Annotated in this window: 24 protein-coding genes and 3 pseudogenes; 14 read left to right on the plus strand and 13 right to left on the minus strand. The window is 68.4% G+C overall.

Annotated features, from left to right (window positions below; all coding sequences use genetic code 11):
• Nucleotides 1–15: 15 nt before the first annotated feature.
• Both B8W69_RS11925 and B8W69_RS11930 read right to left on the minus strand, forming a co-directional pair.
• A complete protein-coding gene (locus B8W69_RS11925) occupies nucleotides 16–1125 on the minus strand; it encodes an MBL fold metallo-hydrolase (protein ID WP_085290016.1) in 1110 nt (369 codons plus the stop codon).
• A gap of 5 nt (nucleotides 1126–1130) precedes the next feature.
• Nucleotides 1131–1862 carry an enoyl-CoA hydratase gene (locus B8W69_RS11930; protein ID WP_085290017.1) on the minus strand — a complete coding sequence of 244 codons (732 nt, stop codon included), beginning with the start codon at nucleotides 1860–1862 and terminating at the stop codon, nucleotides 1131–1133.
• Nucleotides 1863–1889: 27 nt separating this feature from the next.
• On the opposite strand from B8W69_RS11930, the gene B8W69_RS11935 reads away from it, so the two are divergent.
• The 4 genes from B8W69_RS11935 to B8W69_RS11950 all read left to right on the plus strand — a co-directional run bounded on the left by B8W69_RS11935 (nucleotide 1890) and on the right by B8W69_RS11950 (nucleotide 6485).
• The gene (locus B8W69_RS11935) at nucleotides 1890–3380 is read left to right on the plus strand and encodes a carboxyl transferase domain-containing protein (protein WP_085290018.1); all 1491 of its coding nucleotides are present in this window, start codon (nucleotides 1890–1892) and stop codon (nucleotides 3378–3380) included.
• Between the two features lie 81 nt (nucleotides 3381–3461).
• Nucleotides 3462–4310: an endonuclease domain-containing protein gene (locus B8W69_RS11940; protein ID WP_085290058.1), complete on the plus strand. Its 849-nt coding sequence runs from the start codon at nucleotides 3462–3464 to the stop codon at nucleotides 4308–4310.
• A gap of 115 nt (nucleotides 4311–4425) precedes the next feature.
• Nucleotides 4426–5136 carry a two-component system response regulator PrrA gene (prrA, locus tag B8W69_RS11945; protein ID WP_007777113.1) on the plus strand — a complete coding sequence of 237 codons (711 nt, stop codon included), beginning with the start codon at nucleotides 4426–4428 and terminating at the stop codon, nucleotides 5134–5136.
• A gap of 11 nt (nucleotides 5137–5147) precedes the next feature.
• Nucleotides 5148–6485, plus strand: a complete 1338-nt coding sequence (locus tag B8W69_RS11950) for a sensor histidine kinase (protein WP_085290019.1) — start codon at nucleotides 5148–5150, stop codon at nucleotides 6483–6485.
• 4 nt (nucleotides 6486–6489) lie between these two features.
• Here the strand turns inward: B8W69_RS11950 and arfC are convergent, their stop codons facing one another.
• The 3 genes and pseudogenes from arfC to arfA form a co-directional block, all read right to left on the minus strand.
• Nucleotides 6490–6969, minus strand: coding sequence for a channel accessory protein ArfC, sunset domain variant (arfC, locus tag B8W69_RS11955; protein ID WP_085290020.1), 480 nt, complete (start codon nucleotides 6967–6969; stop codon nucleotides 6490–6492).
• A gap of 29 nt (nucleotides 6970–6998) precedes the next feature.
• A pseudogene (arfB, locus tag B8W69_RS31380) lies at nucleotides 6999–7079 on the minus strand (channel accessory protein ArfB); the annotation flags it as partial.
• Between the two features lie 11 nt (nucleotides 7080–7090).
• Nucleotides 7091–7990 carry a channel-forming protein ArfA/OmpATb gene (gene arfA, locus B8W69_RS11960; protein WP_085290021.1) on the minus strand — a complete coding sequence of 300 codons (900 nt, stop codon included), beginning with the start codon at nucleotides 7988–7990 and terminating at the stop codon, nucleotides 7091–7093.
• A gap of 86 nt (nucleotides 7991–8076) precedes the next feature.
• On the opposite strand from arfA, the gene B8W69_RS11965 reads away from it, so the two are divergent.
• Both B8W69_RS11965 and B8W69_RS11970 read left to right on the plus strand, forming a co-directional pair.
• Complete coding sequence (locus B8W69_RS11965) at nucleotides 8077–8340, plus strand: DUF2630 family protein (RefSeq protein WP_085290022.1); 264 nt, start codon at nucleotides 8077–8079, stop codon at nucleotides 8338–8340.
• Nucleotides 8337–9911, plus strand: coding sequence for a phytoene desaturase family protein (locus B8W69_RS11970; RefSeq protein WP_110881907.1), 1575 nt, complete (start codon nucleotides 8337–8339; stop codon nucleotides 9909–9911). Before B8W69_RS11965 ends, B8W69_RS11970 begins: the two co-directional genes overlap by 4 nt.
• A gap of 17 nt (nucleotides 9912–9928) precedes the next feature.
• On the opposite strand, the gene B8W69_RS11975 is transcribed toward B8W69_RS11970, so the two are convergent.
• Together B8W69_RS11975 and pdxH are read right to left on the minus strand one after the other, a co-directional pair.
• Nucleotides 9929–11227 (minus strand): citrate synthase, encoded by a 1299-nt coding sequence (locus B8W69_RS11975; protein ID WP_085290024.1) that lies wholly within the window; start codon nucleotides 11225–11227, stop codon nucleotides 9929–9931.
• 159 nt (nucleotides 11228–11386) lie between these two features.
• Nucleotides 11387–12049: a pyridoxamine 5'-phosphate oxidase gene (gene pdxH / locus B8W69_RS11980; protein WP_085290025.1), complete on the minus strand. Its 663-nt coding sequence runs from the start codon at nucleotides 12047–12049 to the stop codon at nucleotides 11387–11389.
• Nucleotides 12050–12120: 71 nt separating this feature from the next.
• Here pdxH and B8W69_RS11985 point away from each other — a divergent pair, with 71 nt between their 5' ends.
• The 4 genes from B8W69_RS11985 to B8W69_RS12000 all read left to right on the plus strand — a co-directional run bounded on the left by B8W69_RS11985 (nucleotide 12121) and on the right by B8W69_RS12000 (nucleotide 15826).
• Complete coding sequence (locus B8W69_RS11985; protein WP_085290026.1) at nucleotides 12121–13242, plus strand: citrate synthase 2; 1122 nt, start codon at nucleotides 12121–12123, stop codon at nucleotides 13240–13242.
• Between the two features lie 51 nt (nucleotides 13243–13293).
• Nucleotides 13294–14760 (plus strand): serine/threonine-protein kinase, encoded by a 1467-nt coding sequence (locus B8W69_RS11990; RefSeq protein ID WP_085290027.1) that lies wholly within the window; start codon nucleotides 13294–13296, stop codon nucleotides 14758–14760.
• Entirely contained in the window at nucleotides 14757–15272 is a 516-nt protein-coding gene (locus B8W69_RS11995; RefSeq protein ID WP_085290028.1) for a hypothetical protein, read from the plus strand. The genes B8W69_RS11990 and B8W69_RS11995 overlap by 4 nt, the downstream gene beginning before the upstream one ends.
• Before the next feature lie 95 nt (nucleotides 15273–15367).
• Nucleotides 15368–15826 carry a VOC family protein gene (locus B8W69_RS12000; RefSeq protein WP_085290029.1) on the plus strand — a complete coding sequence of 153 codons (459 nt, stop codon included), beginning with the start codon at nucleotides 15368–15370 and terminating at the stop codon, nucleotides 15824–15826.
• Here B8W69_RS12000 and B8W69_RS12005 read toward each other — a convergent pair.
• Together B8W69_RS12005 and B8W69_RS12010 are read right to left on the minus strand one after the other, a co-directional pair.
• Complete coding sequence (locus B8W69_RS12005) at nucleotides 15823–17511, minus strand: 4Fe-4S binding protein (protein WP_085290030.1); 1689 nt, start codon at nucleotides 17509–17511, stop codon at nucleotides 15823–15825. The genes B8W69_RS12000 and B8W69_RS12005 overlap by 4 nt on opposite strands.
• 18 nt (nucleotides 17512–17529) lie before the next feature.
• Complete coding sequence (locus B8W69_RS12010) at nucleotides 17530–18555, minus strand: AurF N-oxygenase family protein (RefSeq protein WP_085290031.1); 1026 nt, start codon at nucleotides 18553–18555, stop codon at nucleotides 17530–17532.
• Between the two features lie 245 nt (nucleotides 18556–18800).
• On the opposite strand from B8W69_RS12010, the gene serC reads away from it, so the two are divergent.
• Both serC and sepH read left to right on the plus strand, forming a co-directional pair.
• On the plus strand, nucleotides 18801–19919 hold the full coding sequence (serC, locus tag B8W69_RS12015) for a phosphoserine transaminase (RefSeq protein ID WP_110881909.1): 1119 nt from the start codon (nucleotides 18801–18803) through the stop codon (nucleotides 19917–19919).
• A 122-nt stretch (nucleotides 19920–20041) separates the two neighbouring features.
• Nucleotides 20042–20815 carry a septation protein SepH gene (sepH, locus tag B8W69_RS12020; RefSeq protein ID WP_085290033.1) on the plus strand — a complete coding sequence of 258 codons (774 nt, stop codon included), beginning with the start codon at nucleotides 20042–20044 and terminating at the stop codon, nucleotides 20813–20815.
• Between the two features lie 272 nt (nucleotides 20816–21087).
• Here sepH and B8W69_RS12025 read toward each other — a convergent pair whose 3' ends face one another.
• The 3 genes and pseudogenes from B8W69_RS12025 to B8W69_RS12035 all read right to left on the minus strand — a co-directional run bounded on the left by B8W69_RS12025 (nucleotide 21088) and on the right by B8W69_RS12035 (nucleotide 22663).
• Nucleotides 21088–21366 carry a DUF2537 domain-containing protein gene (locus B8W69_RS12025; RefSeq protein ID WP_085290034.1) on the minus strand — a complete coding sequence of 93 codons (279 nt, stop codon included), beginning with the start codon at nucleotides 21364–21366 and terminating at the stop codon, nucleotides 21088–21090.
• A 10-nt stretch (nucleotides 21367–21376) separates the two neighbouring features.
• A pseudogene (locus tag B8W69_RS12030) lies at nucleotides 21377–22235 on the minus strand (TrmH family RNA methyltransferase).
• Nucleotides 22232–22663: an Rv0880 family HTH-type transcriptional regulator gene (locus tag B8W69_RS12035; RefSeq protein WP_085290035.1), complete on the minus strand. Its 432-nt coding sequence runs from the start codon at nucleotides 22661–22663 to the stop codon at nucleotides 22232–22234. The pseudogene B8W69_RS12030 and the gene B8W69_RS12035 overlap by 4 nt, the downstream one beginning before the upstream one ends.
• Before the next feature lie 201 nt (nucleotides 22664–22864).
• Between B8W69_RS12035 and B8W69_RS12040 the strand changes: the two genes are divergently transcribed.
• Nucleotides 22865–23140: a DUF2530 domain-containing protein gene (locus B8W69_RS12040; RefSeq protein WP_085290036.1), complete on the plus strand. Its 276-nt coding sequence runs from the start codon at nucleotides 22865–22867 to the stop codon at nucleotides 23138–23140.
• A gap of 20 nt (nucleotides 23141–23160) precedes the next feature.
• Complete coding sequence (locus B8W69_RS12045) at nucleotides 23161–23616, plus strand: SRPBCC family protein (protein ID WP_085290037.1); 456 nt, start codon at nucleotides 23161–23163, stop codon at nucleotides 23614–23616.
• A gap of 191 nt (nucleotides 23617–23807) precedes the next feature.
• On the opposite strand, the pseudogene B8W69_RS12050 reads toward B8W69_RS12045, so the two are convergent.
• Nucleotides 23808–24593 (minus strand): annotated as a pseudogene (locus tag B8W69_RS12050) (DUF3027 domain-containing protein); the annotation flags it as partial.
• Nucleotides 24594–24658: the final 65 nt, after the last annotated feature.

Below are 24658 nucleotides of genomic sequence, written 5' to 3' on the forward strand. Positions count from 1 at the left end.
CCGCGCCGCGTCAATCTACAGCCGCCACCAGGGGTCGGATTTCTCCAGCACCGCGGGATCGATGCGTTGACCGGGCAGCGGCACCGCCACGTCCACCCGCTCGGGCGCGGCGGCGGCCAGCAGGCGCTCAACCGGTTCCGCCCACGGGTGCGGGGCCAACCGGAAAGTGCCCCAATGGATCGGGATCAGCAGCCCGCCGTCGGTGACGTCCAGGTGCGCCCGCACCGCCTCCTCGGGGTTCATGTGCACGTCGGGCCACGCCGTGTTGTAGGCCCCGATGGGCAGCAGGGTCAGGTCGAACGGCCCGTAATCGGCGCCGATCTGCGCGAAGCTCTTGGTGTAGCCGGTGTCGCCGCCGAAATACGCGCGATGCGTCGGGCCGACGAACGCCCACGACGCCCACAGCGTCGTATTGCGGTCCAGGAAGCGTCCCGAGAAGTGCCGCGCCGGTACGCACACCACCGTCAACTCGTCGACCTTGGCGCTCTGATGCCAGTCGAGCTCGACGATGCGGTGCTCGGGGACGCCCCACATGCGCAGGTGGGCCCCGATGCCGAGCGGCACAAAGAACGGGGCCCGCTGGGTGCGGGCCAGCGCCCTCACCGTGTCGATGTCGAGGTGGTCGTAATGGTCATGGCTGATCACCACCGCATCGACCGCGGGCAGCGCCTCGAGTTGGATCGGCGGCGGGTGCAGCCGCTGCGGGCCGACGACGTCCGACGGCGAGCACCGGTCGCTCCACACCGGATCGGTGAGCACTCGATAGCCGTCGATCTCCAGCAGCGCCGTGGAATGGCCGAACCAGCTGACGGCCAGGCGGCTCGGGTCGGTCTCGAGGATGCCCGGCGACGCCAGCGGGATCGGCCCCTTCGGCCGGCTGCCGCCCCGGTTCCCGATCAGCTCCCACGCTACGAGCCGCAGTTGCTCGCGGTCCATCTTGGTATCGGAGGCCGGCTCGAGGTTGACGAAGACGCCGTCGCGGTAGTGCGGCGACCCGGCCGTCACCGCCGCGATCGAGGCGGGGTGCGCGCCGAGCGCGTCGGGCGCGCCGTGCAGCGCCCGCACCAGCCAGCCGCCGGCCGCCAGCGACGCCGTGCCGGCGACCAGCCGTAGCGTCCCCCGCATGTTTGTCAGGCCCCCTGGAACTTCGGCGGTCGTTTCTCGATCCGGGCGACCTGGGCTTCGACGACGTCCTGGCTGCTCCAGGCCTTGTCGAAGAGTTCCTTGTGCACCGGCCCGGCCTCTTCGATGGCGCCGTCGTCGTTGAGCACGCGCTTGGCGTGCTGAATCGCCAGCGGCGCCAGGCCGGCGATCTCGGCGGCCCAGGCCTGCGCGTCGGCCAGTGTCCCGATGCGGTTGGCCATCCCGGTCTGCAGCGCCACGTCGGCGGTCAGCTTCTCCGCGGTGAGCAGCATCGCGCGGGCGCGGCCGTGGCCGACGAGCGAGGACAGCCGCCGGATGCTCCAGTTATCCAGGGCCAGGCCATATTTCGAGGTCGGGAACTGGAAGAACGCTTCGGGCGCGACGACCCTCAGATCGCATTGCATGGCCAGCTGCAGGCCGGCGCCGATGGCCGGCCCGTTGATCGCCCCGATCACCGGGATCAGCGTGGCGTCGAGCACCTTGTGCAGCTCGATGAGCCGGTCGGGGTAGTCGGCGGCGAAGGCGTCACCGCTGAGGTCCGCGCCGGCGCAGAACACCGTGCCCTGACCCGTCAGCACGATCGCGCGGGTGGAGCCGTCGCCGGCCTTCAGCACGGCCTCGCGCAGCTCCTCGACCAGCTTGGAGTTCAAGGCGTTGCGGCGCTCGGGGCGCTGCAGCTCGATGGTCATGACGGCTTCAGCCTGGGTAACACCGATCATGGCAGCCACCCTATATAGCCTCGTCACGTGAGTCGTATTACGGCTGGTCAACTCCGCGATGCGGTGCTGGACGAAAATTCCTTCGTCCGCTGGGACAGCGAACCGCTCGCGGTGCCGGTCAGCGCCTCCTACGCCGAAGAGCTGGCCCGCGCGCGGGAAGCGACGGGCCTGGACGAATCGGTGCTCACCGGCGAGGGACGCGTCTTCGGGCGCCGAGTCGCCGTGGTGGTCTGCGAGTTCGGCTTCCTGGGCGGGTCGATCGGGGTGGCCGCGGCCGAGCGGATCACCGCCGCCGTGCAGCGGGCGACGGCCGAGGGCCTGCCGCTGCTGGCGTCGCCCAGCTCCGGCGGCACCCGCATGCAAGAAGGCACGGTCGCGTTTCTGCAGATGGTGAAGATCGCCGCGGCCGTCCGGCTGCACAAACAGGCGCACCTGCCCTACCTGGTCTATCTGCGCAATCCGACCACCGGCGGGGTGTTCGCGTCGTGGGGTTCGCTGGGTCATGTGACGGTTGCCGAGCCGGGCGCGCTGATCGGCTTCCTCGGGCCACGCGTCTATCAGTTGCTCTACGGCGAACCCTTCCCCGAGGGCGTGCAGACCGCGGAGAATCTGCAGCGACACGGCGTGATCGACGGTGTCGTCCGGCTCGATGAGCTGCGCCGGACGGTGGACCGCGCCATGACCGTCATCGCCGACGCTCCCGAGCCGCTGCCCGCGCCTGCGCCACCCGAACCGACGCCCGACGTCGCGGCGTGGGACTCGGTGGTGGCGTCGCGACGGCCCGACCGGCCCGGGGTCGGGTTGTTGCTGCGGCACGGCGCCACCGATCGGGTGCTGCTGTCCGGGACCGGCCAGGGCGAGGCCGCGACCACGCTGTTGGCGTTGGCCCGATTCGCCGGCCAGCCCGTGGTGGTGCTGGGCCAACAGCGGCTGACGGGCGGCTTGGTAGGGCCCGCGTCGCTGCGCGAGGCCCGGCGCGGCATGGCGCTGGCCGCCGAGCTGCGTCTGCCGCTGGTCCTGGTGATCGACACCGCGGGTCCGGCCCTGTCGGCCGAAGCCGAACAGGGCGGGCTGGCCGGGCAGATCGCGCAGTGCCTGGCCGAGCTGGTGACGCTGGATACCCCGACGGTGTCGGTGCTGCTGGGCCAGGGCAGCGGCGGGCCGGCGCTGGCGATGGTGCCCGCCGACCGGGTACTGGCCGCGCTGCACGGCTGGCTGGCTCCGCTACCGCCGGAGGGCGCCAGCGCGATCGTCTTCCGCGACACCGAGCACGCCGCCGAACTCGCTGCGGCACAAGGCATTCGATCGGTCGATCTGCTGAAGTCCGGAATTGTTGACGCGATCGTGCTGGAGCATCCCGATGCCGCCGACGAGCCGGTCGAGTTCGCGCAGCGATTGTCGCGGGCGATCGCCGCCGAGGTGCAGGCGCTGCGCGAGCTCCCCGCCGGCGAGCGGCTGACCGCCCGGTTGCGGCGCTACCGCAACATCGGATTGCCCGACGACGACCGCGACACATAAACCACGCACAAGACACGCCGCCACACGTGTGCGTGGCTTATGTCTCGCAAACCGCTCGGCCGCGCATCGCGTCTCATGGGCATGGACGACGCCTTCGTGGGCAGCGAAGCCCTACGTCAAGGAAAACTGACCCGGTATCAGTTGCTTTCCGGTTTTCGCGCGATTTACCCGGACATCTATCTGGCGCGTCACACCACACCTTCGCTCCGCACACGCTCTGAGGCGGCGTGGTTGTGGTCGCGACGACGCGGCGTCCTCGCTGGGTTGGCGGCAGCGGCGCTGCACGGCGCGGATTGGATCGACGACAAAGAGCCGGTCGAGTTGATCTGGCGCAACCAACACGCCCCCGAGGGCATATTGACTCGCAATCTGCGTCTCGCGGACAACGAAATCACTTACGTTGCAGGCCTCCCCGTGACTAGCCCCGCGCGGACGGCATTCGACTTGGCACGGCAAATCCCCTTCGGAGACGGTGTCGCGCGACTCGACGCACTGATGCGCGCCGCGCCGTTTTCCACCGAAGACGTGCTGCTGTTGGCCAAGCGACACCATGGCGCGCGCGGTTTGCGGCGGCTGAGAAAGGCGCTACCGATGGTCGATGCGGGCGCGGCATCTCCGAAGGAGACCTGGCTGCGGTTGCTGATAGTCCGGGCCGGGCTACCGACTCCCGTAACTCAGATACCAGTGGTCATGCATTACCGGACGGTGGCGGTGCTCGATATGGGCTGGGAACGCTTCAAAGTGGCTGTCGAGTACGACGGAGACCAGCACCGGACCAGCCGGCGCCAATACGTGCGGGATATTCGTAGACTTCACGAATTGGAGGATTGCGGGTGGATCGTCGTCCGGGTGGTCGCAGAAGACCGATCCGCAGCCGTTATCGACAGAGTTCGGGAGGCGCTGCGGCGCCGCGGATATCGCGACACATAAGCCACGCACACGACACGCCGCCACACGTGTGCGTGGTTTATGTCTCGCGCGGCGCGAAACCGCCGGATAAGACAGCGGTGTAGCCTCCCACAGCCATAGCCGGCAATCAGGCAAAATGGGCGGCATGGACACTGGAGCTAGCTCACCGCGCGTCTTGGTCGTCGACGACGATTCAGATGTGCTCGCGTCGCTCGAACGCGGTCTGCGGCTGTCCGGATTCGAGGTGTCGACGGCGGTCGACGGCGCCGAGGCCTTGCGCAGCGCCACCGAGACGCGCCCGGACGCGATCGTGCTCGACATCAACATGCCCGTGCTGGACGGCGTCAGCGTCGTCACGGCGCTGCGCGCCATGGACAACGACGTCCCGGTCTGCGTGCTGTCCGCCCGCAGCTCCGTCGACGATCGGGTCGCGGGCCTGGAGGCCGGAGCCGACGACTACCTGGTCAAACCCTTCGTGCTGGCCGAGCTGGTCGCACGGGTCAAAGCTCTGCTGCGCCGCCGCGGCGCCACCGCCACGTCCTCCTCGGAAACCATCACGGTCGGGCCGCTGGAAGTCGACATCCCCGGCCGGCGCGCCCGGGTCAACGGCGTCGACGTCGACCTGACCAAGCGGGAGTTCGACCTACTGGCGGTGCTGGCCGAGCACAAGACGGCGGTGTTGTCCCGCGCGCAGCTGCTCGAGCTGGTGTGGGGTTACGACTTCGCCGCCGATACCAACGTCGTCGACGTCTTCATCGGATATCTGCGCCGCAAGCTGGAGGCGAACGGCGGCCCCCGGCTGCTGCACACCGTCCGCGGGGTGGGATTCGTACTGCGCATGCAATAACCGACCGGCCCATGAAGTTCCTGTCCCGGATTCTGACCCGTACGCCATCGCTACGGGCCCGGGTCGCGGTCGCGACGGCCATCGGCACCGCCATCGTGGTGGTGATCGCCGGAGCGGTCGTGTGGTTCGGCATCACCAGCGCCTGGAAGGAACGCCTGGATCGCCGTCTGGACGAGGCGGCCGGTTTCGCCATCCCCTTCCTGCCCCGGGGCGTCGACGACATTCCGCGTGCCCCTAACGATGAGGACACCGTCATCACCGTCCGGCGCGACGGCCAGGTCAAGTCCAACTCGGACGTCACGCTGCCGCCGCTGGACGTCGGCTATGCCGACACCTACATCAACGGGGTGCGCTACCGCGTCCGAACCTTGGAGGTCCCAACGCCGCAGCCGGCGACGGTGGCAGTGGGCGCGACCTACTACGACACGATCGCCCAGACCAACAACCTGCATCGCCGGGTGATCCTGATCTGCGCGCTCTCGATCGGCGCGGCGGCGGTATTCGCTTGGCTCCTCGCGGCTTTCGCGGTGCGACCGTTCAAACGTCTGGCACAGCAAGCCCGGTCGATCGACGCCGACGAGCGGCCGCAGGTGGCGGTGCGTGGCGCCAGCGAGGCCGTCGAGATCGCCGAAGCCATGCGCGGCATGCTGCAGCGCATCTGGACCGAACAGGACCGGACGAAGGACGCCCTCGCGTCGGCCCGCGACTTCGCCGCCGTCTCCTCGCACGAACTGCGCACCCCCCTGACCGCGATGCGCACCAACCTCGAGGTGCTGTCCACCCTGGACATGCCCGACGAACAACGCAAAGAGGTGCTGGGCGACGTCATCCGCACCCAGTCGCGGATCGAGGCCACGCTGACCGCCCTCGAGCGCCTGGCCCAGGGCGAACTGTCGACGTCCGACGATCACGTGCCCGTCGACATCACCGAGCTGCTCGACCGCGCCGCCCACGACGCCGCCCGGATCTACCCCGGGGTCGACGTTTCGCTGGTGCCCTCACCCACCTGCATCATCGTCGGGTTGCCGGCCGGGTTGCGCCTCACCGTCGACAACGCGATCGCCAATGCCGTCAAGCATGGCGGCGCCACCCAGGTGCAGCTGTCGGCAGTCAGCTCGCGCGCCGGTGTGGAGATCGCCATCGACGACAACGGCAGCGGTGTACCCGAGGATGAGCGCCGGGTGGTGTTCCGTCGGTTTTCCCGCGGATCGACGGCGTCGCATTCCGGGTCGGGGCTGGGCTTGGCGCTGGTTGCCCAACAGGCCCAGCTGCACGGTGGGACGGCGGCGCTGGAGAGCAGCCCACTGGGCGGCGCGCGGCTGGTGCTGCGGCTCCCTGGCCCGAGCTAGCGCCCTATCGCCGCCGTGGGTTGTCCGGGCTGTCGCGCCAGGGCGTGAAACCCGCTTGCCGCGCGGACTTCTCGTCGCTGAACCAGACCTCGGCGGCGGTCGAGTCGTAGCTCGGATCGTCGGGCGTGAAGTACACCTTGCCGTCCACACGGGCTTTGATCAGGTATCCCGCCGGCCCCAGGCCGTCGGGACGGGCGTCGGCGGAGCCCGGGCCGTACGGCGCCCGCGGCGACGGCGGAATCTTGGTGGTCGGCGACTCCCTGGCGACCGGGATCTTCGTGGTGCGCCGTTCGGTGACCGGAATCTTCGTGGTGCGCTTCTCGGTGACCGGGATCGCGGTGGTGGCGGGTTCCGGCGCCGCCCCCTTGCTCGGTGACTTCGACACCGGCGCTTGGCTTTTGGCGGAGGTCATCATCAGCGTGAGCGTCAGCACCAGCCCCAGACCGAAGGACAGGCCGAAAAGCCACCAGTGCACATGACTCATCGCCGGGTCCCCTTCCCCGGGCGGTTGAGCAGGGTGGCAATCACCCACGCGACGGCCGAGCCCGCCACGAACGCGAGCAGGTACCACAACCACTGGATGACGAAGTCCACGCCGAATCTCCTTAGCTGACCACGATTTCGACCCGGCGATTCTGGGCCCGCCCGGCGTCCGTGCCATTGGGGGCGATCGGATCGGCCGAGCCGAAACCGGTGGTGCTCAAGCGGTCGCCGGGCACGCCCTGGGCTTCCAAGAACCCCGCGACGGCCTGCGCGCGCTCTTCGCTCAACGGAACGTTCAGGCTCGTGTTGCCGGTGCTGTCGGCGTAGCCGTTGATGGCCGCATGCGCGTTCGGGCACGCCTTGAGTTTGTCGGCGACACGGGCCAGGACCTGCTCGTCGGACGCGGTCAGACTGCCGACGTTCGATTCGAAGGTGAGAGCACCGTCGGTCAGGGTGTTGATCGCCGATTGCAGGTTGGTGCAGGACGCGGCGGCGGGCGACGGAGATGCCGCCGGTGCGTTAACGACAAGATTGTCAACGACATTCAGGTTGGACCAGATGCGCTTCGCGTCGGTGTCGATGGTGCTCTTCTGAACGGGCGATGCGGCCGTGCCCGCCAGCGTGATCGTGTCGCCGCCGACCGTGAGGGCGAAGTCGGCGATCGACGCGCTGTCGGAGAAAACGGGCTTGGCCTTGGCGAAATCGAGTGCGTCGACGGCGGGATCGATGCGGATCTGGTCGACGATGTTGAGGCCGGGAGGCAGCGCGCCGGTCAGCACCTTCAGCAGCGCCGCTTTGGCGGACTCGTCGGGAAAGTCTCCGGTCAGGGTCACGCTGTTGCCGTTGCGGACCATGGAGAACGCCGCCAACGAAAACTTCGGCGCAGCAGCGCTGGTCGGCGGTGCCGAGGACACACGACCGGACGGCGATCGCGCCGACACTTCGTAGCCGATTGCGGCTATCAGAAGCGGAATGACCAGCACGGCGATCAGCCAGGGCAGGCCGGGCCGTTTGATGCTCACAACGACCCTCCCTCATGTCGCCGGCGTTTGCCAGGCGATATGCAGCCTACCGATTCACCCCCTCCCGAGTCGGGCACACTGGAGCGATGGCCAACGGCAGTAAACCGACCGACAAGGACACCCTCGCCGTCATCCGTGAGCTGGTCGCCGAGGAGAAAGCCCTGCGGGCCCAGCTCCAGCGCGGGGACATCGACACGTCGGAGGAACATGACCGCCTCCGGCGGGTGGAGGTCGAACTCGACCAGTGCTGGGACCTGCTGCGGCAACGCCGGGCACTGCGCGAGACCGGCGGCGACCCACGAGAGGCGGAGGTGCGTCCGCCCGACGAGGTCGAGGGCTACCTGAGCTGAGCGGCCACGCGACCGACGTCGACGCCTTGATCGTCGGAGGCGGCCACAACGGCCTCGTCGCGGCCGCCTATCTGGCCCGCGCAGGTCTGCGGGTGCGTCTGCTGGAACGGCTGGACCACACCGGCGGCGCCGCCGTCTCGGCGCAGGCCTTCGACGGTGTCGGCGTTCGGGTATCGCGCTACTCCTACCTGGTCAGCCTGCTGCCTGCACGCATCGTGCAGGATCTGGGCGCCGACGTGCGGCTGGCCCGGCGGCCGTTTTCGTCGTACACACCCGACCCCGCGACCGGCGGCCGCGGCGGGCTGCTGATCGGGTCGGCCGCTGACAGCTTCGCCGCCATCGGGGCGGCCGGGGACGCTCGGGGGTTCGCCGACTTCTACCAACGCTGCCGGCTGGTGACCGAACCACTGTGGCCGACGTTGCTCGAACCGCTGCGCAGCCGCAAGGACGCCCGCAGGCACGTGACGGAATGCGGCGATCGCCACGCGGCGGCCGCATGGCGCGCCGTGATCGAAGACCCGATCGGACACGCCATCGCCGACGCGGTGCGCAACGACGTGGTGCGCGGGATGATCGCGACCGACGCGTTGATCGGCACGTTCGCCCGCCTCGATGACGCATCGCTGACGCAGAATGTCTGCTTCCTGTATCACGTGCTCGGCGGGGGCACCGGAGACTGGGACGTCCCGATCGGCGGCATGGGCGCGGTGACCACGGCCCTGGCCGCGGCCGCCGTGCGCCACGGCGCCGAAATCACCACCGGCGCAGAGGTTTACTCCGTCGATCCCACCGGGGAAGTGCGTTATCGCAGCGGCGGTGAAGACCACCTGATTCGGGCCCGGTTCGTCCTGTCTGGCGTCACACCGACGGTTCTGGCCGGGCTGCTCGGCGAAGAACCGGAGCCGGCGGCCGCCGGCGCGCAGGTCAAGGTGAACATGGTGCTGGGGCGGCTGCCCCGGCTGCGCGACCGCGCCGTCACGCCCGAACAGGCATTCGCCGGGACGTTTCACGTCAACGAGACCTGGACGCAACTGGATACGGCCTATTCGCAGGCCGCCGCGGGTCAACCGCCGAATCCCTTGCCGTGCGAGGCCTATTGCCACTCGCTGACCGACCCCAGCATTTTGTCGGACGGGCTGCGTGACTCGGGCGCGCAGACGATGACGGTGTTCGGTTTACACACCCCACACTCGCTGTTCGGCGGCATCGACCCCGACGCGCTGCGCGATCAGCTGACCGATGGCGTGCTGGCGTCGATGAATGCCGTTCTGGCCGAACCGATTCAAGACCTACTGCTGACCGACGCCCAAGGCCGGCCGTGCCTCGAGACCACGACCACGATGGATCTGGAGCGCACCCTGCGCATGAGCGGCGGCAACATCTTCCACGGCGGCCTGTCGTGGCCGTTCGCCGAGGACGACGAGCCGCTGGACACCCCGGCGCGGCAATGGGGCGTGGCCACCGCGCACGAACGAATCATGCTGTGCGGCTCGGGCACTCGCCGCGGCGGGGCGGTGTCGGGCATCGGCGGGCACAACGCCGCGATGGCGGTGCTGGCCTCGCTGCGCTAGCGGATGTGTCGCGATCGCTACTTGCGGGCGTCGATGGCGACGTAGTCGCGCTCGGTGTAGCCGGTGTAGATCTGGCGCGGGCGGCCGATCTTGCTGTCACCCTCGTCGTGCATCTCACGCCAGTGCGCGATCCAGCCGGGCAGCCGCCCGAGCGCGAACAGGACGGTGAACATCCGGGTCGGGAAGCCCAGCGCCCGGTAGATCAGACCGGTGTAGAAGTCGACGTTGGGGTAGAGCTTGCGCTCGATGAAGTAGTCGTCGGTGAGCGCGGCCTCTTCGAGTTGCTTGGCGATGTCCAGCAGGTCGTCGTCGCCGCCGAGCTTGGCCAGGATCTTGTCGGCCTGCTCCTTGACGATGCGGGCGCGCGGGTCGTAGTTCTTGTACACGCGGTGACCGAAGCCCATCAGCTTCACGCCTTCTTCGCGGTTCTTGACCTTGCGCACGAATTCGCTGACGTCGTCGTCGCTTTGGCGGATCTTCTCGAGCATCTCGAGCACCGCCTGGTTGGCGCCGCCGTGCAGCGGGCCCCACAGCGCGTTGATGCCTCCGGAGATGGAGGTGAACAGGTTTGCCTGCGACGACCCCACCAGCCGGACCGTCGATGTCGAACAATTCTGTTCGTGGTCGGCGTGCAGGATGAGCAGCATGTCCAGCGCCCGAACGATTTCGGGGTCCGCCTCGTAGGGCTCCGCGGGCAGCCCGAACGTCATCCGCAGGAAGTTCTCCACCAGCGACAGTGAGTTGTCCGGGTAGAGGAAGGGCTGGCCGACCGACTTCTTGTAGGCATAGGCCGCGATGGTCGGCAGCTTGGCCAGCAGGCGGATCGTGGACAGCTCGACGTCCTCGGTGTCCATCGGGTCAAGCGAATCGGGGTAGTAGGCGGACAGCGCGTTGACGGCGCTGGACAACACCGGCATCGGGTGGGCGTTGCGCGGGAAGCCGTCGAAGAATCGCTTGAGGTCCTCGTGCAGCATGGTGTGCAGCTGGATCCGCTTGGTGAAATCGGCCAGCTGCTCCTTGCTCGGCAGTTCGCCGTAGATCAAGAGGTAGCTCACCTCGATGAAGGTCGACTTCTCGGCGAGCTGCTCGATCGGGATGCCGCGGTAGCGCAGGATGCCCGCGTCACCGTCGATGTAGGTGATGGAGCTCTTGCACGAGGCGGTGTTGACGAAGCCGTTGTCGAACGTCGTGTAGCCGGTCTTGGACAACAGCGAGCCCAGCGCGATGCCGTCGGCGCCTTCCGTGGCGCTGACGATCTGCAGGTCGGTCTCGCCACCCGGGTACTTCAAAGTGGCGGTGTCGTCGGTGTCTGCCACGAGAACCCCTTTGCGCTCTGGCTGATATGGCTGCTGACTTGGTGCTTACTGCAAAAGGTAGTCGTTATGAAGATGAGGCGCCTGCCCGGGGTCGAGTCCGCTGGTCACGCCAACAATCGATCCCGTCACGGCCGCCGCGCGACGTGCATCATCCGCGGGTCAGGGTTGCAGGCGCTCCACCCGATCTCCGGTTATGCGGATGCGGTTGTGCAATCGATTTTCCCGGCCCTGCCAGAACTCGACCAGTTCCGGGGCAATGAGATAGCCGCCCCAGCCCGGCGGGACCGGAACCTGCTCGCGGTCGGCGAAGCGAGCGGTCACCTCCCCCAGCTGGTCGAGCAGGGCCGCCCGTGACGCGATCGGTTGCGATTGGTGCGATGCCCAGGCGCCCAGCTGCGACCCGCGCGGCCGCTTGGACCAGTAGTCCTCAGTGGCCTGCGCGGGGACCTTGGTCACCGGGCCGCGGATGTGGACCTGACGGCCTAGCTGGTACCAGGGAAACGTCGCCGAGGCATAGGGCGTCGCCGCGAGATCGTCGCCCTTCGCCGAGTCGTAGTTGGTGAAGAAAGTGATCCCGGTCTCGTCCACGCTCTTGCACAACACCGATCGGCTCGCGGGCCTGCCGTCGGCGGTGACGGTGGCCAGCACCAGCGCGTTGGGTTCGGCCACGCCCGAGCGCTCGGCGTCGTCGATCCACTTGCGCAACAACGAAACCCAGCCATCGCGCAGCCAATCCGCGTCGAGATCCGGACTGCCGTCTTTTTCCACTGACCCGTACTCCACACGCATTCTTTGCAGGTGCTCGTCTTCTGGTCCTGCCATCGCGTCAACGCTACCGGCGCTTGCTACCGGCCGGTAGCGTCGGCCCGATCGGGGGGTGCGAGAATTTTCCAATGACTGCAGTACCCGAAGACTTTGTCCCCGGCCTCGAAGGCGTGGTCGCCTTCACCACCGAAATTGCCGAACCGGATAAAGACGGCGGTGCGCTGCGCTATCGCGGCGTCGACATCGAAGACCTGGTGAGCCAGCATGTCACCTTCGGTGACGTGTGGGCGCTGCTGGTCGACGGCAAGTTCGGCCGCGGGCTGCCGCCCGCCGAGCCGTTCCCACTGCCCATCCACACCGGCGACGTCCGCGTCGACGTGCAGGCGGGCCTGGCGATGCTGGCCCCGATCTGGGGATACAAGCCTCTGCTGGACACCGAGGACTCCGTCGCCCGCGACCAGCTGGCCCGGGCGTCGGTGATGGCGCTGTCCTACGTCGCACAGTCCGCGCGCGGCATCTACCAGCCCGCCGTGCCGCAGCGGGTCATCGACGAATGCGAAACCGTCACCGCCCGTTTCATGACGCGGTGGCAGGGCGAGCCGGATCCACGCCACGTCGAAGCGATTGACGCCTACTGGGTCTCGGCCGCCGAGCACGGGATGAACGCCTCGACGTTCACCGCCCGGGTGATCGCCTCGACCGGCGCCGACGTGGCGGCTGCGTTGTCCGGGGCGATCGGAGCGATGAGCGGCCCGCTGCACGGTGGGGCGCCGGCGCGGGTACTGCCGATGATCGAAGAGGTCGAGCGCACCGGCGACGCGCGTGCCCTCGTGAAGAAGATCCTGGACAGCGGCGACAAGCTGATGGGCTTCGGCCACCGGGTCTACCGCGCGGAGGACCCGCGGGCCCGGGTGCTGCGCGCCACCGCGGAACGGCTGGGCGCCCCCCGCCACGAGGTCGCCGTCGCGCTGGAGCAGGCGGCCCTGGCCGAGCTGCGCGAGCGCCGTCCGGACCGGGCGATCGAGACCAACGTCGAGTTCTGGGCCGCGGTGATGCTGGACTTCGCCCGGGTACCGGCCACCATGATGCCGGCGATGTTTACCTGCGGCCGCACCGCCGGGTGGTGCGCGCACATCCTCGAGCAGAAGCGGCTGGGCAAGCTGGTCCGGCCGTCGGCCATCTACGTGGGCCCCGCCCCGCGCAGCCCGGAATCCGTCGAGGGCTGGGACCGCAGTCTCACCAACGCCTGAGCCCTTCGATCGGCGCAACGCTCTTTGGTGATCACTCAGTAAGATCGCTCCATGAGCTTGGGGAATGGTGCCGAGTTCGCCGGCTACACCATTCACGGGCTGCTGGGCTCGGGCGCGGCGGCAGACGTCTACGTGGCGCGGCATCCCCGGTTGCCGCGGCTGGATGCGCTCAAGATCCTGCCCGCCTCGTTGACTGGCGATGCCGGTTTTCGGGAGCGTTTCGAGCGGGACGCGGACCTGGCCGCCGCGCTGCGGCACCCCATTATCGTTGCCATACACGACCGTGGCGAATTCGACGGCCGGCTATGGATCGCCACGGACTACGTGCAGGGCACCGACGCCGGGCGCCTGCTGCGCGAACGCCACCCCCACGGCATGGCCGCCCGCGAGGTGCTGGAGATCGTCACGGCCGTCGCGGACGCGCTCGACCACGTTCACCGGCGCGGAATGCTGCACCGCGATGTCAAACCCGCAAACATTCTGCTGACCGAATCCGATTCGGAGCCACGCCGAATCCTGCTGTCCGACTTGGGCGTTGCCCGACAAGCCGATGACATCAACGGATTGATGACGACCGACGGCGCGGGCACGGCCGGCTACGCGGCGCCAGAACAGCTGATGGGTGGCGCTCTGGATGGCCGGGCGGATCAATACGCGTTGGCCGCCACGGCTTTTCACCTGCTGACGGGTGCCGCTCCCTTCGCGGACACCAGCCCGGCGGCAGTCGTCGCCAACCATCTCAACGCGCCACCACCGCTGCTGGCACACCGGCGCCCCGACCTGGCCCCGCTGGACCCGGTGCTGTCGAAAGCGATGAGCAGGGATCCCGCGCAACGCTTTTCACGCTGCACCGACTTCGCCCGGGCCCTCGGCGAGTCGATCAACGCCATTGCCGTGCACTGGAACCGGCCGGCCACGCCATGGCCGGCCGGCGCGACCGCGATGGGCACACCGCCGACCCTGACGTCCGGCCCTTGGGCCTCGATGCCTCCGATGCCGCCCTATCCGGTAGCGACGCCGGCACCCGGGCGAAGAACGGTCGCGGTGCTGGTGCCGCTGGTCCTCACGATGCTGTTGCTGTGTGCCGGCGCGTTCGCCGGGGCGCAGGTCTTGCGTCGGCCTTCACAACCATCGACCGCCGCACCGCAGTGGCAGCCGTACGTCGACTACGCCAAGCAATTCGCGGGCTGGCTCACCAGCCTGAGCTCGAAATCCGCCGACACCGACATCCAGCGCATCGTCGACGGGTCGATCGGCGAATTCCACGACGACTTCCTGACGAGACGCCAAGATTTCACCAAGACGGTCATGGATTCCAACGTGTCGACCCAGGGGACAGTGAACTCCGCGGTACTCGAGTCGATCAGCGGAACCAAAGCCCAGGTCCTCGTGGCCGCGACGGCAAAAATCACCAACAGCAACGGCGCGGCGCAAGACCCGCGAAACTGGCGGTTGGCGATGCGCGTCGAGAAAGTCGGCGACACCTACAAGGTGTCCAAGGTCGAGTTCGTGACATGAGATCGGGTTCGGCGGGACGCATCATCTGGTGGACGGTCGTGGTCCTCCTCGCCGTCACCGCGGTGGGCGTGGACGCGCTCGGCGCCTGGGAGATGCAGCTGAAAACCCGACAACCACCGCCCGTAGCGGATCAACTCTTCGACCGCCAGGCGGCAACCCAGGCCGCGAGCGCGGGAACGGTGAAGGTGCTGAGCTATTCGCCGGACACACTCGAACAGGACTTCAACGCCGCCAGCGCGATGCTGACCGGCGATTTCCTCGCCTACTACCGGCAGTTCACCAGCCAGGTCGTCGCCCCCACCGCGCGGCAGAAGCGGCTGACCACCACCGCGACCGTTCAGCGTGCGGGGGTTCAGAGCCTGACCACCAACGCGGCGACCATCCTCGTGTTCGTCTCACAGACGACAACCTCCGCCGACCAGTCCGCACCGACGACCACGTCCAGCTCGGCGAACGTCGGCCTCGCCAAGGTCAACGGGACATGGCTGATCAACAGCTTCAACCCGGTTTGACGAATTGCTTCGAACCGGCGCGATGAGAATTGCCGCGACAGATGGTCAATATTGGTGATCCCTCACGGGCGAATGCGACAGCAAGGAGAACCAGCATGGCGATCAACGTCGAACCGGCTCTGTCCCCGCACCTGGTGGTCGACGACGCCGCCGCGGCAATCGATTTCTATGTCAAGGCTTTTGGGGCAGAGGAAATCGGACGCGTGCCGCGTCCCGACGGCAAACTGGTGCACGCCGCGGTGCGCATCAACGGCTTCACGGTGATGCTCAACGACGACTTCCCGGAGGTGTGTGGCGGCAAATCGATGACGCCGACGTCGCTGGGCGGCACCCCTGTCACGATCCACCTGACGGTCACCGACGTCGACGCCGGCTTCCAGCGGGCGCTGAATGCCGGTGCCACGGTGGTGACGCCGTTGGACGACCAGTTCTGGGGCGACCGCTACGGCATGGTCGCCGACCCGTTCGGCCACCATTGGTCGATGGGGCAGCCGGTCCGCGAGGTCAGCATGGAAGAGATCTCGGCGGCAATGTCCGGCCAGGGAGCCGGTTAGCCGAGCAGCCGATCCAGCAGCCGGCGTCGTTGCGGCGGCGCCGGCTCCGCGGCGGCCGCGGCCGCGAGCATGGCGGAAACGTCGGTGAACTTGTTGCGGGGCCGGCCGTTGTCGCTGCCGCGTGCGATTTCGGCGGCGTCGATGGCGCGCCATCCCGCCGCGTCGATCGCGTCGGGCTGACGGTCGTGCACCAGGCGGGCCAGCGCGTCGGGTTTGGCGACCGGATCGGTCAGCTTGCCGGCGTTGAAGTCGGCGACCAGGGCCTGCACGGTCTGCAACGAGCAGGACTTGTTCGTGCCGATGAAGCCGCTGGGGCCCCGCTTGATCCAGCCCGCGACGAATGCGCCGGGCACCGGCCGCCCGGAGGCGGGGTCGACGACGCGGCCCCCGTCGTTCGGCACGACAGCCGACAATTCGTCGTACGGTAGGTCGCGAATCGGCTTGCCGCGGTAGCCGATCGACGTGAGCACCAGACCCGTGTCCAGAAGGCGCGTTTCGTCGGTGCCGGTGACGGAGAACTCCATGCACGTGGCGCGCTGGTCCCCCAGCACCCGGTTCGGGGTGAGCCGATACGCCAGCCTGATCCTGGGCCGGTCCGACGGCGCCGACTCGTCACCGAGCGTGCTCAAGATTTCCAACTTGCGCTTGGTCAGGGCGTCCGACGCGGTCGCGAGATCGGCCGCCACCAGCTGATGGTCGGCCGCGCTGAGCACCACCTCGGAGCTGCCGGTGAGCCCGATCAGCTCGGGCAACGTGAACGCCGACTGGGCGGGGCCGCGCCGGGCGGCGATCACCACCTCGCGCACCGCCGAACCCCGGAAGGCCGCCAGCGCGTGGTCGGCGATGTCTGTGCGCGCCAGGTCGTCGGGATCCGAGGTAAGCAGCCGGGCGACATCGAGGGCGACGTTGCCGTTGCCGACGATCACCACCCGCTCGTGGCTGAGATCGACTGGCAGATCGGCGAAGTCGGGATGCCCGTTGATCCATGCGACCAATTCGGTTGCCGTTCCGGTCCCCGGCAGGCCCATGCCCTCGATGTCCAGCCGGCGGTCGTCGGGTGCACCGACGGCGTACAGCACGGCGTGGTGATGAGCCAGCAGATCCGCGTGGCTCAGCTGGTTGCCGACCTCGACGTTGAGGTAGAACCGGAACCTGCGATCGCTGGCGACCCTGTCGAACAGCCGGGTGACCCGCTTGGTGTTCTGGTGATCCGGCGCCACCCCGGCCCGCACCAAACCGTAAGGCGTGGGCAGCTTTTCGAAAACGTTGACGCACACATCCCGCTGTGTCAGCAGTTCGTCGGCGGCATACATCGCCGCGGGTCCCGATCCGACGATGGCCACCGTCAGCGGCCTGCGACGGGCGCGCACCTCGGAGGCCGGGAGCACCGCCGCCAGCTTCGACGTCGGAGGCAGCTTCTCGCCCTTCGGCCGCTCCGGGTAGAAGGACGCGTTGATCTCGATGAAGGGCAGCTGCTTCGAGTCCAGCCGGGTGTCGGGCGCGATCGCACCGACGGGGCATGCGCTCACGCAGGCGCCGCAGTCCACGCACGCCACCGGGTCGATGTAGAGCATCTCCGAGGTGGCGAAGCCGGGCTCATCCGGTGTCGGGTGAATGCAATTCACCGGGCACGCGAAAACACAGGACCCGTCGTTGCAGCACGACTGGGTAATAACGTGCGGCATACAGGAACTCGCAGTTGGTTACGCGGCCGGGACCGCGGCCAGGTGCTGGCGCTGCGGCTCGCTGCGGTACCGCGACGGCTTGCCGTTGATCTTGCACAGCCGCCACATCAACCGCGCCGAGCGCGTCTCCATCAGGCCGGTGTCGTAGGCCAGCATCCGCACGTCACCAAACATGTCGCTCAACCACTTTCGCGATTCCGGCGACCGGAAGAACAGCTCCTTCTTGACGTCACGCGGGATGTCGAACTCGCGCCAGAACGCCTTGGGCGGCACCACGATTGCGCGACACAGCGCCTTCATGGTCAGCGGCAGGTACAGCGCGGTCCAGAATCGCTGCCGCTTGGTCAATTCCGGCACCCGCTTGCGCAGGAACTCGTGGGCGAACGAGATGTGGCGGGCTTCCTCGGCCACGTGGATCGCCATCACCCGCTCCATGATGGGGTGCAGCGACTTGCCCTCGCGCAGAACATTTTTCTGCGTGTGGTCAATGGGCTCCTCGCCGGCGAGCACACCGATGAAGAACGCCACCGGCAGCGGGCCGGCCACCAGCGGAACCAGCGGCGAGAGCCACTTGAGTATCCGCGGCATGCCGGGCACGTCGGCGCCGATACGGTTGACCATCTCCTGGAACATCATGGTGTGGTTGCACTCTTCGACCGACTCGTGCAGGCAGTACCGGTACTCCGGCGAGCCGTTGGGCACCCAGAACGTGTAGTTCATCAGGCCCCGGATCAGGATGGATTCGAAGTGCAGACCCACCTTGGCCACGTTGGCCTGGCGCCACATCCCGATCTTGATCTTGCGCTCGTCCCACTGCGCCAGATACCAGGGATGCCGGCCCAGCGGGTCGGTGTCCGGCAGAATCCACCGCGGATCGTTTTCCGTGACAGCGAATTCCGGTGAATCCCAATCGATGTCGGTGTACGGATTGAAGTTGCGCCGCACCGACCCCTCGGACAGTGTGGCAAGCATGTTGACGTATTCGGCGTCGTCGCGCACTTCCATGTTGCTTCGCCAACGCCGGACTAATCGCGTCCTAGCCATATCCAGGCCTCCCCAACGAGGTTTACATTTGGACGTGCCATGTCTAGACAGTACCGCAGGTACCGGATATTCACTAGACCCCTTCCGGCACTGTGACCTGACCGGTGGTCATGAATTTTTTATGCCCCAGATCACACGAGGCCAAACGGCCGGCCGCACCCGAACAGGCCTTTTGCGCCGGCGGACGGAGTCTGCGGTCGGGCCGCCGCACCGGCCCGTCAGGTGGGCTCACTACCCTGATGAGCATGGCTGACCAGCTCGAGATCCCCGCTGACATCAAACCCCGCGACGGCCGCTTCGGGTGTGGCCCGTCGAAGGTCCGGCCCGAACAACTGCAGGCGCTGACCACCACCGCCGCGCCACTGTTCGGCACCTCGCACCGGCAGGCGCCGGTCAAGAATCTGGTAGGCCGGCTGCGGTCCGGGCTCGCCGATCTGTTTTCGCTACCCGAGGGCTACGAGGTCATCCTGGGCAACGGCGGCGCGACCGCGTTCTGGGATGCCGCGGCCTTCGGCCTGATCGACAAGCGGTCGCTGCACCTGTCCTTCGGCGAGTTCAGCTCCAAGTTCGCCTCCGCGGTCGCCAAGAACCCCTTCGTCGGCGATCCCGTCGTCATCAAGGCGGACGCTGGCAGCGCCCCCGAGCCGCAGAGCGACCCGTCGGTCGACGTGATCGCCTGGGCGCACAACGAGACGTCCACCGGCGTCGCGGTGCCCATCCGCCGGCCCGCCGAGTCCGGCGACGCACTGATCGTCATCGACGCCACCTCGGGCGCGGGCGGCCTGCCGGTCGACATCGCCGAGACCGACGCCTACTACTTCTCCCCGCAGAAGAATTTCGCCAGTGACGGCGGCTTGTGGCTGGCCATCATGAGCCCGGCGGCGCTGGCCCGCGTCGAATCCGTCGCCGCCTCCGGCCGCTGGGTGCCCGACTTCCTGTCGCTGCCCATCGCCGTCGAAAACAGCCTGAAGGACCAGACCTACAACACCCCCGCGGTCGGCACCCTGGCGCTGATGGCCGAGCAGGTCGACTGGATGCTGGGCAACGGCGGGCTGGACTGGGCCGTCAAGCGCACGGCGGACTCGTCGGGCCGGCTGTACTCCTGGGCCGAGGAGCGCGCCTACACCACGCCCTTCGTCACCGACCCGAAGCTGCGTTCGCAGGTGGTGGGCACCATCGACTTCGCCGACGAGGTCGACGCCGCGGCCGTGGCAAAGATCTTGCGGGCGAACGGCGTCGTCGACACCGAGCCGTACCGCAAACTCGGCCGCAACCAGCTGAGGGTGGGGATGTTTCCGGCGGTGGACCCCGACGATGTCAGCGCACTCACCCAATGCATCGACTGGGTTGTCGAGCGGCTGTAACCAACCGGCAATCGGCGCGCAACCGCACAGCGTGTCAGCACAGGTGATGGGCGGTTGCTGGACTAAAGTGCGCACGTGACGGGTCCGTCGCTGACCTGCACGGAGCCTGCGAGGAGATAACCATGCGGGAACTCAAAGTGGTTGGGCTGGATGCCGACAGCAAATATGTCATCTGCGAGGGTGACGATCCCGCGGAGCAGTTCAAGCTGGCGGCCGACGACCGGCTGCGAGCCCTGGTCCGGGACGCAGCCCTGTCCTCTGAGCAACCGCAGCTCGAGATTGAAGTCACCAACATGCTGAGCCCCAAAGAAATTCAGGCCAAGATCCGCGCGGGCGCCTCCGTCGAGCAGGTCGCCGCGGCGTCCGGCTCGGAGGTGTCGCGGATCCGCCGCTTTGCCCACCCGGTGCTCTTGGAACGGTTCCGCGCCGCCGAACTGGCAACCGCCGCCCACCCGATGCTGGCCGACGGCCCCGCCGTGCTGACCCTGCTGGAAACGGTCAGCGCCGCGTTGGTGACCCGGGGCCTCAGCCACGACAAACTCAGCTGGGACGCCTGGCGCAACGAAGACAACCGCTGGACGGTGCAGCTCGCGTGGAAGGTCGGCCGTTCCGACAACCTCGCGCATTTCAGCTTCTCCCCCGGTGCCCACGGCGGAACGGTTACCGCCATCGACGACGCGGCCAGCGCACTGATCGACCCCACCTTCGAACGTCCGCTGCGCCCGGTGGCCCGGGTCGCCCACGTCGACTTCGACGAGCCCGCGAAGTCGCCCGTCGCGGAACCCGAGGCGGCCGTGGAGCCCGACGAAAAGCCCGTGCACACCCGCCGCGGCAAGCCGGTCATCCCGGCGTGGGAAGACGTGTTGCTCGGCGTGCGCTCGGGCGGGCAGCGCTAGGGCCAATGGTGGCGACCCGCTTCGCCCGGCCACGCCGCGCTCGCGATCACCACTAACCCAATGGTGGCGACCCGCTTCGCCCGGCCACGCCGCGCTCGCGATCACCACTAACCCAATGGTGGCGACCCGCTTCGCCCGGCCACGCCGCGCTCGCGATCACCACTAACCCAATGGTGGCGACCCGCTTCGCCCGGCCACGCCGCGCTCGCGATCACCACTAACCCAATGGTGGCGACCCGCTTCGCCCGGCCACGCCGCGCTCGCGATCACCACTAAGCCCGACCCGCGGCGGTCAGGGCCAGCAGCACAATCCACGCGCCCGCGACGCCTACCGCGGCGCCCAGCACGAACCAGCGCGGCACCGGGGTACGCCGCCACCCCCACAGGGTCGGTGCCAGTCCCCCGGCGGCCACGACGTTGAGCCCCACGGCCAGCAGCGCGTGCACCCGAACCAGCCCCAGGCTGAGCACCACGATCGCCGCGGCGGTGACCACCGCAACGAAAGCTGTCACCGTCAAACCCGTTGCCCAGGGGACGGATTCGTCTCTCATCAGCCGGAGCCTAGTCTGACTGTCCATCGCCGCCTCCCGTCGTCGAGCGGGCCCGCTCGTAGAACGCCAGCGCCGCCGCCGTCGCGACGTTGAGCGAGTCGGTACCCCGCGACATCGGGATGCGCACCCGCACATCGCTCAATCGCAAGGTGGCCGAGGTGAGCCCCGGCCCCTCGGCGCCCACGAGCAACGCGACGCGTTGGTCGCGCGCGGTCGTCATCGCCTCCGGCAAGGCACACGCAGTGCCATGCGGGGTCATCGCCATCAGTCGAAAACCGTTCTCCCGCAACGTCTTAAGCTCGCCGGGCCAGCAGGCTGCGCGGGCATACGGCACCAGCAGCGCATGGCCCATCGACACCCGGACCGCGCGGCGGTACAGCGGGTCGGCGCAGCCGCTGCCGAACACCACCGCGTCGACGCCGAGTCCCGCCGCGTTGCGGAAGATCGAGCCCAGGTTCTCGTGGTCGTTGACCCCTTCGAGCACCGCGACGGTGCGGGCCCCGGCGATCACGTCGGTGACGCTGGGTTCGGGCACCCGCCGGGCGGCCGCCAGCACGCCGCGGTTGAGGTGGAAGCCGACCACCTGGGCCATCACGTCGGCGGAGGCTCGGTAGTACGGCACGGCGCTTGCCGGCCAGGTCATCCTCGAGCTCGGCGAGGCGGCGGTCGGTGCCCAAGAGGGCATGCGGGCGGAAGCGCGACGCGAGCATGCGCTGCACCACCAGCACGCCCTCGGCGATCACCAGTCCCTTGCCGGACGGCAGATCGGGACGACGGTCGACGCTGTTCAGGTCGCGGAAATCGTCGAGCCTCGGATCGCCGGGGTCGTCAACGTCGTGAACATTCAGGGCTTCGGTCCGGTAACTCACGGGCCTTCGTCGACCAGGGCCAACATCAGATCGGCCGCGCTGCGCAGGGTGTCACGTTGTTCGCTGTCCAGCGTCGCGAGCCGCTTGGCCAGCCACTCCTGGCGGGCACGGCGATTCGCCTTGACCAGCTCGGCCCCGGCCTCGGAGACCGAGACGAGCACCTGGCGGCCGTCAACCGGGTGCGGCGCGCGGTCCACCAGGCCCATCTCGGCCAGCGATGCGATCACCCGGGTCATCGACGGCGGCCGGACCCGTTCGCGGATCGCCAGGGCGCCCGGTGTCATCGGGCCTTCGTTGCTCAGCATCGCCAGCGCCGACAGCTGGGACAACGACACCGGCGACGATGGGTTGCGAAACCGCAGTTGGCGGGCCAGCCGCATAACAGCCAGTGACAGGTCGCTGGCCAGCCGCGCATCGCTGTCAGGCATGGCGCGAGGTTACACGGAAGCCTGAGAAACCGGGACACGAACCGGTGAACGACGGGTGTGGATTCTTTTCGCTAAGCTTCGGAATTTTGCTCGAACCGCTTACCCGCCCCCCATCCCACCTTGCTGAGCGGATTCCGATCATCCGTTTCGCCAAGTGGGTGCGCCGCCCGCGAACAGCGGCGGCGGGCTATGTTAATCGCGATGTCTGCCGAACCCGGTGATAACCGCACCGCGCCGCCGCTGCCGGCCGCGCTGCTGCACGTGTGGCCCTTCATCGCGCTCGGCGCGCTGGGCTGGCTGGCCGCGGTGGCCGCCGCTTTCCTGGTGCCCGCCCTACAGGGTTGGCGTCCGGTGGCTCTGGCGGGGCTGGGCGTTGGGGTGCTCGGTACGAGCATCTTCCTGCTGCAGCTGGCCGCGGCCCGACGCGGTGCGCGCGGCGCCCAGACCGGGCTCGAAAACTATCTCGACCACAAGTAATTCGCACACCTGGAGGAGCGATGGTAGCCCCGCTGTTGCAAACACACGTCGACATCGACGCACCGGTGGCAACCGTGTGGGGATTGATTTCCGATCTGCGGCGAATGCCGCAGTGGAGCCCGCAGTGCCGGTGGATGAAGCCCTTCGGCCCTGTCCGTCAGGGCACCAGGACCCTCAACCTGAACCGCCGCAACCGGATGTTCTGGCCGACCACGTGCACGGTCGTCGAGATCGTCCCCGACCGCAGGCTCGCGTTCCGCGTGGACACCAACAACACCATCTGGACCTATGAGCTCGAGCCCAGCGGCGAGGGCACGCGGCTGATCGAGAGCCGTCACGCCGAAAACGGCGTCACCGCATTTTCGAACCTGTCAGTGAATGCGCTGTTCGGCGGGACCGAGAACTTCGAACATGAATTGCTCGACGGGATGAACGCCTCGCTGGCGCGCATCAAGGCCGCCGCCGAAACCGGCTAGTCCGGGGCCTCGGTCTCCGGCTGCCGCTCGGACTCCGGCTGCTGCTCGGGCTCCGCAGTCTCGGCTTGCGCCGTCTCACCCGCAGCGTCAGCCTGTTGCTCCTCGGGCCGTTGCTCCTCGGGCTGTTGCTCCGCGGCCTCGGCCTCCGGCTGCGCTTCGGACGCCTCTGCCGACTCCGCAGGCGGCGCGGACGGCTCGACCGGTGCCTGGGTGACGTCCAGCAGGCCGTCGTCGTAGGGCTCGTAGGCCGGCGACCCGGTGCCCGCCGGGGCCGGGGTGTCCGAGTGAGCACCGCAGCCGTACAGCTTGTCGACGATGTGCCCGTCGGCCGACAGTTCGTTGCCGCATACGCCGAACAGCGCGCCCAGGGATCCCGACAGCGGCAGGAAGAAGCCGCAGTCGCGGCACACCCGCTTGGTCGATCGCGCCATCGACGAGTCGGGGCCGTAATCGCCTGTGCGCCAGCGTTCGGCCGCCTCAGCGCGGCCCTCGACACTCATCACCCAGCGCCGGCCCAGCCCGATTTCCGCGGCGGTCTCGTCGACCTGGGGGTCACCGCTGGCGGTGTAGCCGGGAACCAGCCGGGGATCGTCGGCGGTGGGCGCCAACAGGTCGCCGGGGCTCAGGTCGCCGGGCCGCACCCGCTGGTCCCACGGCACCCATTCCGGGGCCAGCAATGCGGTCGGCCCGGGCACCAGCACCACCTCGCTGATGGTGGCGTGATCGGCGCCGGGGTAGGCGGCCACGACAACCGCCCACTGCCAGCCCTGGTAGCCGGGCAGATGCGCAAGGAACCGGTGGGTGGCGGTGTTCGGGTCTTCGTAGCCGACGCCCAGATAGTCGCCGACCATCTCCGGCCCGCTGAACTCCACGACCGCGGCCCTGGCCTGGTCCGCCGCGCCCGTGAGCACCGTCGCCAACCCCTCGGGCCAGTCGGCCACGGTCGCCACGGCGTACTCCACGGTGGGCTCCTCGATGGGTCGGGTCGCGCTGTCTTCTTTCTGCATTGCGGTTCCAATACTAGGTTGACGAGCCACGCCCC

The organism is Mycolicibacterium vulneris (assembly GCF_002104765.1).
Lineage (GTDB): Bacteria > Actinomycetota > Actinomycetes > Mycobacteriales > Mycobacteriaceae > Mycobacterium > Mycobacterium vulneris.